The sequence below is a fragment of the Allobosea sp. P2_A10 genome (assembly GCF_056405115.1).
Genome location: NZ_JBFUCS010000001.1, coordinates 745,359 through 758,737, shown reverse-complemented (window position 1 = coordinate 758,737; position 13,379 = coordinate 745,359). Strand labels below are relative to the sequence as shown.

Below are 13,379 nucleotides of genomic sequence, written 5' to 3'. Positions count from 1 at the left end.
CGTGGACGGTCATGGCTTGGTCTCCTCGACCAGATGCAGCGCCGCCGCATCGCCCAGCATTGCGCCGCGATGGCCTGCGCCCCGCCGCGTCTCGCAATGGTGGCTGTCGGAGCAGACGAACATGCGCCCGCCCCTGTCGTCGGTGACGACCTCGTCGAGATAGCTGTCACCCGCGCCGCAGAGGCCGCAGGGCTGGCTCCAGCTCTGGATACGGAAGGGATGATCCTCGAAATCGAGGCTCCTGACGCTGGTGAAGGGCGGCAACGCATAGATGCGTTTTTCGCGGCCGGCCCCAAACAGCTGCAGCGCCGGCGACATGTGCATCTTGGGATTGTCGAATTTCGGGATCGGCGAGGGCGCCATCACATAGCGGCCATTGACCATCACCGGGTAGTCATAGGTCTTTGTGATCTCGCCATAGCGGGCGATGTCCTCGTAGAGCTTGACTTGCATCAGCCCGTATTCGGCCCAGGCATGCATCTTCCGGGTCTCGGCCTCGCGCGGCTCCAAGCGGCGCAGAGGTTCGGGCGTCGGCACCTGATAGACCATGATCTGGCCGCTCCTGAGGGGGGCCTCGGGAATGCGGTGGCGGGTCTGGATGATCGTTGCGTCGGGCGTCGCCTCTGTCGTGCGCGCATCGGCCGTGCGCTCGAAGAAGCGGCGGATCGAGACGGCGTTGGTCGTGTCGTCGGCACCCTGGTCGATGACCTTCAAGGTGTCGGCAGGGCCGATGATTGCGGCGGTGACCTGGATGCCGCCAGTGCCCCAGCCACGAGCCAGCGGCATCTCGCGCGAGCCGAACGGCACCTGATAGCCGGGGATCGCGACGGCCTTGAGCAAGGCCCGGCGGATCATGCGCTTGGTCTGTTCGTCGAGATAGGCGTAATTATAAGCCGGCTTTGTATCGTCGGCCGGCAAGGTCTGATGCGCGTTCATTCCGCGGCCTCCGGCAGGGCTTCGTCTTCGCGTACCAGCCGTTCGGCGCGTTCGCGGGTGATGCGGCGGATCAGTTCGAGCTCGCCCTGGAAATCGACGTAATGCGGCAGCTTGAGATGCTCGACGAAGCCGGCCGCCTCGACGTTGTCGGAGTGGTAGAGCACGAACTCGTCCTGCTGCGCCGGGTACTCCGCCGCTTCGCCGAACTCGCGGCATTTCAGCGCCCGGTCGACCAGCGACATCGACATCGCCTTGCGCTCGGCATGGCCGAAGGACAGGCCGTAGCCACGGGTGAACTGCGGCGCGACCGCCTTCGAGCCCTGGAACTGGTTGACCATCTGGCATTCGGTCAGGGTGATCTCGCCGAGATCGACGGCAAAACCGAGTTCCTCCGGCACGAGCTCGACCGAGACTTCACCGACCCTGATTTCGCCGACGAAAGGGTGATTGCCGCCAAAGCCGCGCTGTACGGAGTAGCCGAGGCCGAGCAAAAAGCCCTCGTCGCCGCGCGCCATCGCCTGCAAGCGGACGTCACGCTCGGCCGGGAAGGAGATCGGCTCGCGGGTCAGGTCGAAGGGGCGCGGATCGCCTTCGGGCGGCGTCTCCGGCTCCATCAGACCTTCCGCGCCGAGGATGTCGGGCACGCGCGGCATCGTGGCGTCGAGGGGAGCAATAGCAGGTCGAGAGGCGACGACGTCGCTTTCAGCGTCGTCCATCAGCGCGAAATCGAACAGACGGTGGGTGTAGTCATAGGTCGGCCCGAGCACCTGTCCGCCCGGCAGATCCTTGTAGGTCGCCGAGACGCGGCGGCGGATCGCCATCGCTGCGGTATCGACCGGCTCCGACGAGCCGAAGCGTGGCAGCGTCGTGCGATAGGCGCGCATCAGGAAGGCGGCCTCGATGACATCGCCCTGCGCCTGCTTCAACGCCAGCGCCGCGAGATCCATGTCGTAAAGCGAGCCCTCGTTCATGACGCGGGCACAGGCGAGACCCTGCTGCTCGCGGATCTGCGCGACCGAAATTTCCGGCACGGCCTCGTCGCCCCGGCGCGCCTCGGCGACCAGATCATGCGTGGCGAGGATAGCGGCCTCGCCGCCCTTGACCGCGACATACATCAGGCGATCTCCCGGATCTGCGTGGTGCGCGGCAGGCCGATCAGGGCGTCGCCGCAGCTCAGCACGAGATCGATTCCAAGTGGATACAGTTCGGAATTCGCGGCGACCTCGTCCCAGAAATCTGTCCGCAGCCCCTGCGGCGCGATGCAGCGCGAGTCCTCGATGCCGGGGCCGCTCAGGGTAACCGGAGCCCCACCTGTCAGCGCCGCGCATTGCACGAAGATCGTTGCCGAGCGATCGGGAAACTGGTCGTGGCCGGCATCGAAAGCTGCCAGCAGCGGGGCTTGAGCGGCTCCGTCGATGACGGCGAAGGCGGCCCCTGTCGGCTCGGCGAGGATCGCCGCGCCGCAATGGAAGCGCAGCCACGCGCCGGCCGCGCCCTCGCGCAGCACCTGGGGCAACCAGATCGGCGTCTCGTAGTCCGCGAGCGTCAGCAGGGCTGTGGCGGTGGCCGCGTTCAGTCCCTGCGGCGGCGCGATCGCTGCAGGCAGGGTCTGGACGAGGCCCGGCTCGGAGAGTGCTGCGAGAAGACTGCGAAACGCCGCCTGCGACTGGAACACCGGCTCCGAAAAGCCCGCCGTTATCGTCGGTGCCATCACGCGCCCCTGACCAGTGTGAAGAAATCGACCTTGGTGGCAGCCGCCTTGCGCGAGGCGAGGTCGCGCGCCGCGGCTTGCCGACTGGCGAGATCCCTCACGCCCTCATGGAGAGCGCCGCCCCCATTTTCGCCTTGCAACCTTGCGTCGAGGATCGCGGCGAGCCTTGCCTTCCGGCCGTCACGGCCGAGCGCATAGGCAAACCCCATCGCGCCATCTTCGAGCCTGACGACGCAGCGCGTCACCGTCGCCTCGCCAAGATTGAAGCGCCGGCCTGCGCCGCCAGCGCGGCCTTCGACCATGACCGTGCCGGTTTCGGGCGCCTTGAGCAGGTCGTGAGCCGGCAGGTCGCTACCAGCCAGCGCTTCGATCTCGGCGCGCGTGGCGCGCGCGAGAACCGCCATCCAGCCTTGTCGTTCGGAGCGTTGGGTCGTCGTCATGCGTCGTCTGGCCACTCGCTAATGTCTAGACTATAATAGCCGCCTTGCGCGGAAAGGTCTATACATTTTGGGCGACATTTCTGTGACGGATCAGGCGACCGATGTGGGCACCGCCTGGCGGCGGATCGCCGACAGCCTCGCGGCCGAGATCGAGACGGGGACTTACGCACCGGGCGACACCCTGCCGGCCTCGGTCGCGCTGGCGGAGCGCTTTGGCGTGCATCGGCATACCGTGCGGCAGGCCTTCCGCCATCTTGCCGAGCAGGGGCTGGTTTCGGTCTCGCGCGGACGCGGCACGCAGGTCAGTGCGAGGCGTCTGCCCTATCCGATCGGCCGGCGCGTCAGCATGCGCGCCAATTTCGGCAAACTCGGCATCTCCGCCTCCAGCCGCATGCTGTCGGCGGAGCAGGTCGTGGGCGATGTCGAGACATGCGCGCAGCTAGGCCTCAAGGCCGGCGCGCCGCTGTGGCGGCTGGAGGGCTTGAGCCTCGCCGACAGCACCCCGATGGGGACGGGCACGCATTGGCTCTCGGTCGCGCGTTTTCCGGGCTTCGACGAGGTCTATCGAAAGGCGGATGCCTCAATGACGGCGGCGTTCAGGGCGGTGGGCATCGACGATTATGTCCGGCGCTCGACGCGGCTGGCGGCGAGGCTCGCCAGCGAGCGTGAGGCCGCGCTGCTCGAGATCGCGCCTGGCGCCGCCGTGATGGTCTCGATGGCGGTCGACGCGCTGCCCGACCTGACGCCGATCCACCTCGTCGACAGCGTCTTCGCCGGAGAGCGCATGGAGATGGTGGTCGAACCGTTCGCGGAGTGAGCAATCCTTCTCCCTTGAGGACGAAGGAAAGGGCTACTCAGCCCTTTGCCCGATGATCGCAAAGCGTAGCTTGCTCGACAGGAAATCGATCGCCGTCACCGCGGCGAGGATCAGCAGGATCAGGAACGAAACCTGTTGCCATTCCAGCGTGCGGATGGTCTCGGCCAGATAGAGCCCGATGCCGCCCGCGCCGACGATGCCGATGATGGTCGAGGAGCGGGTGTTGGATTCGATGTAGTAGAGCACCTGGCTTGCGATCACCGGCAGCACCTGCGGAATCAGGCCGAAGCGGATCTCGTGCAGCTTGCTTCCGCCAAGCGAGGTCACGCCCTCGACGGGCTTGCGGTCGGCGGACTCGATCGCTTCCGAATAGAGCTTGCCGAACGCGCCGAGATCGCTGGTCATGATCGCGAGCATGCCGGCGAAGGGGCCGAGACCCACGACATTGACCCAGATCAGCGCCCAGATCAGGGCATCGACGCCGCGCACCGTGTCGAGCGAGCGCCGCGCCAGGAAATGCACGACCGAGTTGGCGACGACGTTGCGGGCTGCGATGAAGCCGAGCGGGAAGGCGAGAATGGCGGCCAGGATCGTGCCGAGGAAGGCGATCGCGATCGTCTCGAACAACGCCTTGACGAAGAGCATGGCGCGGGCCAGCGAGCCGGGATCGGGCGGCAGCATCAGCACGACGAAGGTGCCGAGATTGCCGAAGCCGGAGACGATTCGCCAGAACGAGACCTCGAGCGAGGCGAGCCCGTAGCCAAACAGCCCCACGAGCGCGGTGACGACCGCGATCGTAATCAGGCGCGTCTTCAGCGAGCCGTCGATCGCGGCCTTGTGGCGGGCGACGATCGCCGCGCGGTCATCGGGCGAGAGGGCGAGGCTCATCGGCCATGCTCCAGGCTGAGGAGAGCGTGGCGCAGGCGCTCGGTGCCGTAGTCGATCAGCATCACCGTCACGATGATCAGCAGCAGGATGGCGCTGATGTCGGTGAAGTAGAATTTCCGGATCGCCTCGATCAGATCCTGGCCGATGCCGCCTGCTCCGACGAAACCCATGATCGAGGCGCCGCGCACATTGATCTCGAAGCGCAGCAGCGAGTAGCTGGCGAAGTTGGAGAGTACCTGCGGCACCACCGCGAAGCGGATCGTCTGCCACCAGCCCGCCCCGGTCGCGGTCAGGCCGTCGACCGGCTTCATGTCGATGTTCTCGACGACTTCGGAGAAGAGTTTGCCCATTGCGCCGGTGGTGTGGATCGCGATGGCCAGAACGCCGGGCAGCGGGCCCAGACCAAAGGCGATGACGAAGATCAGCGCGAAGACGATCTCGGGGACGGTGCGGCAGAATTCGAGGTAGCGCTTGGTGGCGAAACGCAGCCAGCCCGAACGTCCGAGATTGGCGGCGGCGACGAAGCAAAGCAGGAAGCCGCCGACCGCGCCGAGGATCGTGCCGGTATAGGCGATCAGGATGGTCTGCCAGAGCAGCTTGAGCCAGCCTTTGATGCCCCAGAACCACTCGGCCATGTCGGCGCTAAGCGTCGCCCAGCGCAGGGTCGGCATGGTCTCGAGGATGTATTTCGGAAAGCGCCATGCGTTCTCGATGAACTTGCCGGGATCGACCTCCGAGCCGAGAGCGGCAAGCCAGACCAGGGCTGCAAAGATCGCGACGCCGATCAGCGTCTGCCGGCGCTTTGCCGACATGGCGTGGGCGTAGGTCTCGGAATGGGCGCGGATCGCGGGGTCGTTGCGGTCGATCGCGAGGGTCATTGCAATGCGGATCCGTTGCCGATTGGGCGCGGGGAACCCCTCTCCTGTAAGGAGAGGGGCAGGGGTGAGGTGTGGGTCCTTTGACCAGCCAGGCACGAAGCCAATCGCACGCGGCGGCGAGGTGACGTCTCATGCGGAGAACGTTCGACCCCTCAACCTGCCCTCTCCCTCCGGGAGAGGGTTCCTCGCGCCAGCTGGTTTTGAGTCGGGCCAGAAAACCTTACGAGGACTTCTTCTTGCGGAGAGCGTCGACGAACTTGTTCAGTTCGATGATCGGGTCGTAGGCCTTGTTGTCGACGGCGACGAGCGGGCCCTGCTTGCCCTCGTAGATCTTGTCGAAGGCGACCTTGTCCTTGGTGGCGAGGTTCAGCACCGTGTCGCGGATCTTGGTCTTGAGGTCGGTCGGCAGGTCCGTGAGGTAGGCCATCGGCGAGTTCACGATCTGCTCGGACTTGTAGATGATCCGGAAATCCTCGGCCTTGACCATGTTCTTGCGCGACATGCGCAGGAGGTTGGATTCTTGCTCGTCGTTCCACCAGTTGGCGGCGACGTCGACGGTGCCCTGGCCGAGCGCGATGACCGCGTTCTCGTGGCTGCCGGTGTAGACGACCTTAGAGAAATAGGTCTCGGGCTCGATCTTCATGCCGTCGAGCGCAAAGCGCGGCACGTTGTTGCCGGAGGTCGAATTGGGATCGACGAGGCCGAGGTTCTTGCCCTTGAGGTCTTCGATCTTCTGGTAGGGCGAATCCTTCTTCACGTAGAAGACCGAATAGTAGCCCTTGGTGCCGTCGAGGTTGGTCTCGATGGCGAAGGCGTCGATCTTGGCGCCGGTCATCAGGGCGCGGGCAAAGGAGGAGGGGCCGTACATGCCGATATGGATGTTGCCGGCGCGCTGGCCCTCGATCAGGGCGGCATAGTCGCTGGCGATGCGCAGCGTGACCTTTGTGCCCAGTTCCTTGGCGAGGTAGTTGACGAAGGGGGTGTAGCGCTCGACGACGCCGGACGCGTTCTCGGCCGGGATGATCGCGAAGATGATCTCGGGATATTTCGCCTTCCAGTCCTGCGCGAAGGCGGGCGCGGCAAGCGAGGCGGCAAAGCCGGCGGCGGCAAGGGTGAGGGTATGACGACGGGTCAGCATGATCTGCTCCTGTTGGTGATCGTTCTTGCAGGCGTGGATTCGGGCTTGCCGGGCATGGAGCCCGGTCAGGCGACGTTCTGGCGGGCGCGCTGGGCTTCCGATGCGGCGATGGCGTCGAGCTGATCGAGCGCGTCGGCGCCGGCGTCCTTGGCCTCGATGCCGTAGAGCTGGGCGGCGACCTCGCTGGTCAACTGATGCGGCGGGCCGTCGAAGACGACCTTGCCGGCCGCCATGCCGATCAGCCGGTCACAATATTTCGACGCGATATCGAGATGGTGGAGATTGCAGATCACGGTGATGCCGTCCTCGCGGTTGATGCGGAACAGCGCGTCCATCACGACCTGGGTATTGCGTGGGTCGAGCGAGGCGATCGGCTCGTCTGCGAGGATGATCTGCGGTTCCTGCACCAGCGCGCGGGCGATGGCGACGCGCTGCTGCTGGCCGCCGGACAGCGTTTCGGCGCGCTGGGCAAGGAGATGGCCCATGTCGAGGCGCTCGAGCGCGGCGATGGCGCGGATCTTGTCGTCCTGGGAGAAGCTCTTGACCAGCGTCAGTGCGGCCGAGCGATGATTCAGCCGGCCGAGCAGCACATTGGTCAGGACGTCGAGCCGACCGACGAGGTTGAACTGCTGGAAGATCATCGCAGTGTCGCGACGCCAGGCGCGCAGCGCCGAACCCTTCAGCGCGGTGACGTCGCGATCACCGGAGACGATCCTGCCTTCGCTGGCGTCGGCGAGGCGGTTGATCATACGCAGCAGGGTCGATTTGCCGGCGCCCGAGCGGCCTATGATGCCGACCATCTCGCCCTTGGGGATGGAGAGCGTGACATTGTCGACGGCGGGCTTGCCGCTGAAGCGCTTGCTCAGGCCTTCGATGCGCAGCATGCGAGGTCTCTCGGTCATGGGAGGCATGACCGTGTCGCGATGCAGCTCATCGCTGTCGCGTCTCACGCCCTTGCACTGGCAAAAGCGATATCGGCGGCAGATGACAGACTGGTGACAGCGGCGTCAGCGGAACCGTCCGGTCAACGCGCTCCTGGGGCTATGTCCCTTATTCGGCCGGCTGCGGATGGGGCCCGGCATGTGCGGACGCCGCGTCATGGACGGTCCGCTTGGCCCGCGCCAGATAGGTGTAGGCGACCGGCACGACATAGAGCGTCAGCAAGGTGCCGAAGCTCATGCCGCCGACGATGACCCAGCCGATCTGCGAGCGGCTTTCCGCGCCGGCGCCCGAGGCGAGAGCGAGGGGCACCGCGCCCAGCACCATCGCGCCGGTGGTCATCAGGATCGGCCGAAGCCGGAGCTCGGCCGCCTCGACCAGAGCGTCCAGCGTCTCCTTGCCTTCCTCACGCAGCTGGTTGGTGAATTCGAGGATCAGGATGCCGTGCTTGGTGATCAGTCCGACGAGAGTGATAAGGCCGATCTGGCTGTAGACGTTCATCGTGCCGCCGGTGAAATACAGCGCCGCCAATGCGCCCGTCAGCGAGAGCGGGACCGAGACCATGATGACGACCGGATCGACAAAACTCTCGAACTGTGCCGCCAGCACCAGATAGATGAAACCGAGCGCGAGCAGGAAGACGATCGCGATCGAGGAGCCCGACTGCTTGAACTCGCGGCTCTGGCCGGAATAGTCGATCTGGACCGTTGCGGGCAGCACCTTGGCCGCCCCCTGCTCCAGCACGGCCAGCGCGTCGCCGAGCGAATAGCCCGCCCCTGGCACGGCTGTGATCGTCGCCGAGCGCAGCTGGTTGAAGCGGATCAGCTCCTTTGGCGCGACGTTCTCGGTGATCGAGACCAGGCTTGAGAGCTGCACCGTCTGGCCGCCGCGCCCCATCAGATAGATCGAGTTCATGTCCTGGGGCGTGTTGCGATCCTGGCTCGCGACCTGCAGCACGACATCGTACTGCTCGCCGTTCATGTTGAAGCGCGTCACCTGCCGGCCGCCCAGCAGCGTCTCCATGGTGCGGCCGATGACATCGACGCCGACGCCAAGATCGGCCGCGCGCTGGCGGTCGATCGAGACCCTGAGCTGCGGCTTGTCGAGGATCAGATTCGATTCGAGATTGGTCAGCGCGGGATTGCCGGCGACCTCGGCGAGCAGTTGGTCGACATAGGCCTTGATCTGCTCATAGGGCTCGGCCGAGCGCAGCACGAATTCGATCGGCTTGCTGTTGGCGCCGCCGCCGCCGAGCGAGGGCGGGTTGGTGGCGAAAAGCCGGATACCGGGGATCTGGGAGAGGCCGCGGTTGATCTCGGTCACGAGGTTCTGCTGCTTGCGGGTGCGTTCCTCCCAGGGCTTCAGCCGGGCGAACGCGATGGCGCGGGTCACGTCGGGGAAGCCGACGATGACGAGGTAGTTCTGCACCTCCTGGATATTCTTGAAATAGTCCTCGACGCGGCGGGCATAGTCGGCGGTGAAGTTCAGCGTCGCGCCCTCGGGGGCGACGCCGATCGCGGTGATCGTGCCGCGGTCCTCGACAGGCGCAAGCTCCGAGCGCAGGCCGGTGAAGAAGAAGTAGCCGCTGCCGGCGACCAGCACGGCCAGCAGAACGATGACCGGCCGCATCGACAGCGCCGCGCGCAGCGAGCGCCGGTAGCCGCGCGACATCGCCTCGAACGCGGCTTCGAGCAGATTGTAGATCCGCCCATGCGAGTCCTCGTGCCTGAGCAGCTTGGCGCACATCATCGGCGTCAGCGTCAGCGCGACGAAGCCCGAGACCAGCACCGCGCCGGCCAGCGTCAGCGCGAATTCGACGAAGAGCTTGCCGGTGCGCCCGGTCGAGAACGCCATCGGCGCATAGACCGCGACCAGCGTCAGCGTCATCGCGATGACCGCGAAGGCGATCTCGTTGATGCCGCGCACGGCGGCCTTGTTGGGCTCCATGCCGTCCTCGATATGGCGATGGACGTTCTCCAGCACCACGATCGCGTCGTCGACGACGAGGCCGATGGCGAGCACCATCGAAAGCAGCGTCAGCGTGTTCACGGTGAAGCCGAAGGCGTACATCAGCGCAAAGGAGCCGACGAGCGAAACCGGGATCGTCACCAGCGGGATCAGCGTCGCGCGCGCCGAGCGCAGGAACAGGAAGATGATCAGGACGACGAGCGCCACCGCCTCGGCGATGGTGTGATAGACCGCCTGGATCGAGCGGTCGATGAAGATCGAGGTGTCGTAGGAGGTCTCGATCGACATGCCGTCGGGCAGGTCGCTGATGATCTCGGGCAGGGCAGCGCGGATGCCCGAGGACACGTCGAGCGGGTTCGCGGTCGCCTGCTTGACGATGCCGATAGTAACGGACGGCTTGCCGGCGAACCAGGCCGCGTTGCGTTCGGCGAGCGCGCCGAGCTCGACCCTGGCGATGTCGCGCATACGCACGGAGAAGCCGCTGACGTCCTTGACGACGATCTGCTCGAACTGCTCGGGCGTGGTCAGGCTGGTCTGCGAGAGGACCGTGAATTCGCGGTTGTTGCTCTCGATGCGGCCGGAGGGAATTTCGACGTTCTGCGCCCGCAGCGCCGCCTCGATCTCCTGCACGGTGATGGTGTAGGCGGCCATCCGGGCGCGATCGAGCCAGATCCGCATGGCGTAGCGGCGCTCGCCCTGGATGCGGACCTCGGCGACGCCGGTGATGTTCTGGACGCGGTCGGTGATGAAGCGGTCGGCGAAATCGGTCAGTTCGAGCGGATTGTGGCGCGAGCTGACCAGCGAGAGATACATGATCGGCTGCGCATCGGCCTCGACCTTGGCGATGATCGGCTCGTCGATCTCGGTGGGCATGCGGCCGCGCACGCGGCTGACCCGGTCGCGCACGTCCGACGCCGCAACGTCGGGATCGACATCGGGGCGGAAGCGCACGGAGATGTTGCTGCTCTCCTGACGGCTGGTCGAGGAGATGATCTCGATGCCCTCGATGCCGGCGATCGAGTTCTCGAGGATCTGCGTGACCTGCGTCTCGATGATCTCGGCCGAGGCGCCGGTATAGGTCGTCCGCACCGAGACGATCGGCTCGTCGATATTGGGATATTCGCGCACCGTCAGGCGGCCATAGGAGACGATGCCGATGAGCATGACGAGCAGGCTCAGCACCGTCGAGAGGACGGGCCGGCGGACGAAGAGTTCAAACAGGCTCATTGCAGGGCGCTCGGCTTGGCCGCTTCCGTCGCGCTGGTCTGGACGGCGGGAGGGGCATTCTTGATCGCCACCACCGAGCCCTCGCGCAGCCGCATCTGGCCGGCGCTGACGAGCTGCATCTGGGCGTTGAGCCCCTTGATGATCTCGACCTTGCCCGGGAGGCGCTTGCCGAGCTCGACAGTGACGCGCTTGGCCTTGCCGTTCTCGACGACGTAGACGATCTTGCCGACGCCGTCGGGCACGACTGCCGTCTCCGGCACGATCAGGGCGTTCTCACGCTGGTCGACGACGATGACGATGCGGGCGAACAGGCCGGGCTTCAGCACGAGGTCCGTGTTGGGCACCGCGGCGCGCAGCCTGATGGCGCGGCCGTTGACATCGACGACCGGGTCGATCGCGAAGATCTTGCCGGCAAAAGCCTTGCCCGGCACCGCGTCGACCTTGATCTGGATCGGCTGGTCGACCTTGACGCGCGCCAGGAAAATCTCGGGGACGCGGAAATCGACCTTGATCGGGTCGATGTTGGTCAGCGTGATCAGCGTCTTGCCGACCGAGACATAGTCGCCGACGCTGACCGAGCGCAGGCCGACGACCCCGTTGAACGGCGCCAGAATGGTCGATTGCGCCAGTTTCGCCTGCGAGAGCTGGACCTTGGCCTCGGCGGAAGCGAGCTGCGCCGTCGCCTGCTCCAGCGCCACCTGCGTGCCCGCGCCGCGCTGGACTAGCGACTGGTTGCGCTGGAAGGTGTCGCGCGCCAGGCTGAGTTCGGCCTGAAGCTGCTTCAGTTCGGCATCGAGAATGGCGGTGTCGAGCTTGACGAGCTCCTGGCCCTTCTGGACGCGCTCGCCCTCCCTGAAGCCCAGCGCCACGACGCGGCCGGCGATCTCGGGCGCGATCACCACCGATTCGTCAGCCGCGAGCGTGCCCAGCGCCTCGACCTCGTCATTGACGGTTGCGACCTCGATCTTGCCGATCTCGACGGGAACTGCGGCAGGCTGTGGCGGAACGGCGGCGCGCGCCTGCGCAGGCTGGAAGCTCGCCTGATAGGCGCGGTAGCCGTAATAGCCACCACCCGCCAGAACGGCGGTCAGGACGAGAAGGACGAACCGCTTCATGGGACTGGACGCTCCGAAATCACATGGCTAATCTAGACTGGACGGTCCAGTTTGATAAGGGCCTATATGGGCGGAAGCATGACTGAGGCCAACTCTTCCATCGCCGCTTCCGGCGATACGCCATCTCCCGCGCGCATGCCGGCGGAGATGTCCCGGCCCGACAAGCACAGTGCCATCACCGAGGCCGCCAAAGAAACGTTCCTGGCGGAGGGTTTCGACCGCGCCAGTCTCGACCAGATCGCCCAGCGCGCCGGCGTATCCAAGCAGACGATCTACAGCCATTTCGCCGATAAGAAGGCGCTGTTCCGGGCGATCAGCGCGGAACTGACGGAGAAATTGACGATCCCGCTGCGGACCCCGCGCAAGGCCGACACCGATCTGGAAAGCGTGCTGAACCGTCTCGGCGACGAAACCCTCGCGATGCTGCTGCATCCCGCATCGCTCGATCTCTACCGCCTCGTGCTGACCGTCTCCGTGCGCTTTCCCGAGATCGGACGCGCGGCATATGAAGCCGGCGCCCGGCGCATGATCGACGATCTTTCGAGCGTTCTGACCGAGCGGTCACAACTGCGTGATGGTCTCGCGAGCCCGATTGACCAGGCGACGGCGCGGCGGATGGCCGAGCAGTTCATCGGCATGCTGCGCGGTTTCCATCAGGTTCGGGGATTGCTCGGTGTCGAGGCCGCATCCCCGTCCGAACGCAAGGCTTATGTCCGCTCCTGCGTCGCGATGCTCCTGCGCAGCGTGATCGCCGGCTGATCACGCAATGCGCCATCCGCGTTGCGCTCCCGATTGCGCGGCGCGCGATTTCCGCATCTGATCGGGCTTCCGCCAAAGGAGACCAGATGTCGCAACCGCAACGCCCCCCATTGCCGCCCTTCACGGTCGAGACCGCCGCGCAGAAGGCGCGCATGGCGGAAGACGCCTGGAACTCGCTCGACGCACAGCGGGTCTCGCTCGCCTATACGGCCGACAGCCGCTGGCGCAATCGCTCCGAGTTCTTCTCCGGGCGCGAGGCGATCGTCGCCTTCCTAGAGCGCAAATGGGCGAAGGAAATCCAGTATCGCCTGATCAAGGAGGTCTGGGCCTTTCATCATGACCGGATCGCGGTGCGCTTCGCCTACGAACACCACGACGATGCCGGCAACTGGTTCCGCTCGCATGGCAACGAGCAGTGGGAGTTCGACGAGAACGGCCTGATGCGCCGTCGCGAGGCTTCGATCAACGACGTGCCGATCCCGGAGAGCGAGCGCAAATTCCTCTGGGAGGACCGGATCAGGCCGGCGGACTATCCGGGCCTGAGCGCGCTGGGGCTCTGACGC

At 65.7% G+C, this 13,379-nt stretch carries 13 protein-coding genes; 3 read left to right on the top strand and 10 right to left on the bottom strand.

Annotated features, from left to right (window positions below; translation table 11 throughout):
• Positions 1-9: 9 nt before the first annotated feature.
• From AC1DZY_RS03675 to phnG, 4 genes are read right to left on the bottom strand one after another with little or no spacing between them, the layout of a single operon-like run.
• Positions 10-936: an alpha-D-ribose 1-methylphosphonate 5-phosphate C-P-lyase PhnJ gene (locus AC1DZY_RS03675; RefSeq protein ID WP_476818694.1), complete on the bottom strand. Its 927-nt coding sequence runs from the start codon at positions 934-936 to the stop codon at positions 10-12.
• On the bottom strand, positions 933-2,051 hold the full coding sequence (locus AC1DZY_RS03670) for a carbon-phosphorus lyase complex subunit (protein WP_476818693.1): 1,119 nt from the start codon (positions 2,049-2,051) through the stop codon (positions 933-935). The genes AC1DZY_RS03675 and AC1DZY_RS03670 overlap by 4 nt, the downstream gene beginning before the upstream one ends.
• Positions 2,051-2,647: a phosphonate C-P lyase system protein PhnH gene (gene phnH, locus AC1DZY_RS03665; RefSeq protein WP_476818692.1), complete on the bottom strand. Its 597-nt coding sequence runs from the start codon at positions 2,645-2,647 to the stop codon at positions 2,051-2,053. The genes AC1DZY_RS03670 and phnH overlap by 1 nt, the downstream gene beginning before the upstream one ends.
• Positions 2,647-3,087, bottom strand: coding sequence for a phosphonate C-P lyase system protein PhnG (phnG, locus tag AC1DZY_RS03660; RefSeq protein ID WP_476818691.1), 441 nt, complete (start codon positions 3,085-3,087; stop codon positions 2,647-2,649). Before phnG ends, phnH begins: the two co-directional genes overlap by 1 nt.
• A 103-nt stretch (positions 3,088-3,190) precedes the next feature.
• Here phnG and phnF point away from each other — a divergent pair, with 103 nt between their 5' ends.
• Positions 3,191-3,904, top strand: coding sequence for a phosphonate metabolism transcriptional regulator PhnF (phnF, locus tag AC1DZY_RS03655; protein ID WP_476818690.1), 714 nt, complete (start codon positions 3,191-3,193; stop codon positions 3,902-3,904).
• Positions 3,905-3,937: 33 nt separating this feature from the next.
• Here phnF and phnE (AC1DZY_RS03650) read toward each other — a convergent pair whose 3' ends face one another.
• From phnE (AC1DZY_RS03650) to AC1DZY_RS03625, 6 genes are all read right to left on the bottom strand, one after another.
• A complete protein-coding gene (gene phnE, locus AC1DZY_RS03650) occupies positions 3,938-4,792 on the bottom strand; it encodes a phosphonate ABC transporter, permease protein PhnE (RefSeq protein WP_476818689.1) in 855 nt (284 codons plus the stop codon).
• The gene (phnE, locus tag AC1DZY_RS03645; RefSeq protein WP_476818688.1) at positions 4,789-5,670 is read right to left on the bottom strand and encodes a phosphonate ABC transporter, permease protein PhnE; all 882 of its coding nucleotides are present in this window, start codon (positions 5,668-5,670) and stop codon (positions 4,789-4,791) included. The genes phnE (AC1DZY_RS03650) and phnE (AC1DZY_RS03645) overlap by 4 nt, the downstream gene beginning before the upstream one ends.
• A 220-nt stretch (positions 5,671-5,890) precedes the next feature.
• Complete coding sequence (gene phnD / locus AC1DZY_RS03640; RefSeq protein ID WP_476818687.1) at positions 5,891-6,808, bottom strand: phosphonate ABC transporter substrate-binding protein; 918 nt, start codon at positions 6,806-6,808, stop codon at positions 5,891-5,893.
• Positions 6,809-6,873: 65 nt separating this feature from the next.
• Positions 6,874-7,692: a phosphonate ABC transporter ATP-binding protein gene (gene phnC / locus AC1DZY_RS03635; RefSeq protein WP_476818686.1), complete on the bottom strand. Its 819-nt coding sequence runs from the start codon at positions 7,690-7,692 to the stop codon at positions 6,874-6,876.
• Positions 7,693-7,858: 166 nt separating this feature from the next.
• Positions 7,859-10,942, bottom strand: a complete 3,084-nt coding sequence (locus tag AC1DZY_RS03630; protein ID WP_476818685.1) for an efflux RND transporter permease subunit — start codon at positions 10,940-10,942, stop codon at positions 7,859-7,861.
• The gene (locus tag AC1DZY_RS03625) at positions 10,939-12,057 is read right to left on the bottom strand and encodes an efflux RND transporter periplasmic adaptor subunit (protein ID WP_476818684.1); all 1,119 of its coding nucleotides are present in this window, start codon (positions 12,055-12,057) and stop codon (positions 10,939-10,941) included. The genes AC1DZY_RS03630 and AC1DZY_RS03625 overlap by 4 nt, the downstream gene beginning before the upstream one ends.
• A 78-nt stretch (positions 12,058-12,135) precedes the next feature.
• Between AC1DZY_RS03625 and AC1DZY_RS03620 the strand changes: the two genes are divergently transcribed.
• Entirely contained in the window at positions 12,136-12,816 is a 681-nt protein-coding gene (locus tag AC1DZY_RS03620) for a TetR/AcrR family transcriptional regulator (RefSeq protein WP_476818683.1), read from the top strand.
• An 86-nt stretch (positions 12,817-12,902) separates the two neighbouring features.
• Positions 12,903-13,376: a nuclear transport factor 2 family protein gene (locus AC1DZY_RS03615; RefSeq protein WP_476818682.1), complete on the top strand. Its 474-nt coding sequence runs from the start codon at positions 12,903-12,905 to the stop codon at positions 13,374-13,376.
• Positions 13,377-13,379 lie beyond the last annotated feature (3 nt).

Bases quoted from the DNA above. Each gene is read 5' to 3' on its own strand.
- AC1DZY_RS03675 (WP_476818694.1), bottom strand. From the start codon at position 936: ATGAACGCGCATCAGACCTTGCCGGCCGACGATACAAAGCCGGCTTAT.
- AC1DZY_RS03670 (WP_476818693.1), bottom strand. From the start codon at position 2,051: ATGTATGTCGCGGTCAAGGGCGGCGAGGCCGCTATCCTCGCCACGCAT.
- phnH (WP_476818692.1), bottom strand. From the start codon at position 2,647: ATGGCACCGACGATAACGGCGGGCTTTTCGGAGCCGGTGTTCCAGTCG.
- phnG (WP_476818691.1), bottom strand. From the start codon at position 3,087: ATGACGACGACCCAACGCTCCGAACGACAAGGCTGGATGGCGGTTCTC.
- phnE (WP_476818689.1), bottom strand. From the start codon at position 4,792: ATGAGCCTCGCCCTCTCGCCCGATGACCGCGCGGCGATCGTCGCCCGC.
- phnE (WP_476818688.1), bottom strand. From the start codon at position 5,670: ATGACCCTCGCGATCGACCGCAACGACCCCGCGATCCGCGCCCATTCC.
- phnD (WP_476818687.1), bottom strand. From the start codon at position 6,808: ATGCTGACCCGTCGTCATACCCTCACCCTTGCCGCCGCCGGCTTTGCC.
- phnC (WP_476818686.1), bottom strand. From the start codon at position 7,692: ATGCTGCGCATCGAAGGCCTGAGCAAGCGCTTCAGCGGCAAGCCCGCC.
- AC1DZY_RS03630 (WP_476818685.1), bottom strand. From the start codon at position 10,942: ATGAGCCTGTTTGAACTCTTCGTCCGCCGGCCCGTCCTCTCGACGGTG.
- AC1DZY_RS03625 (WP_476818684.1), bottom strand. From the start codon at position 12,057: ATGAAGCGGTTCGTCCTTCTCGTCCTGACCGCCGTTCTGGCGGGTGGT.
- AC1DZY_RS03620 (WP_476818683.1), top strand. From the start codon at position 12,136: ATGACTGAGGCCAACTCTTCCATCGCCGCTTCCGGCGATACGCCATCT.
- AC1DZY_RS03615 (WP_476818682.1), top strand. From the start codon at position 12,903: ATGTCGCAACCGCAACGCCCCCCATTGCCGCCCTTCACGGTCGAGACC.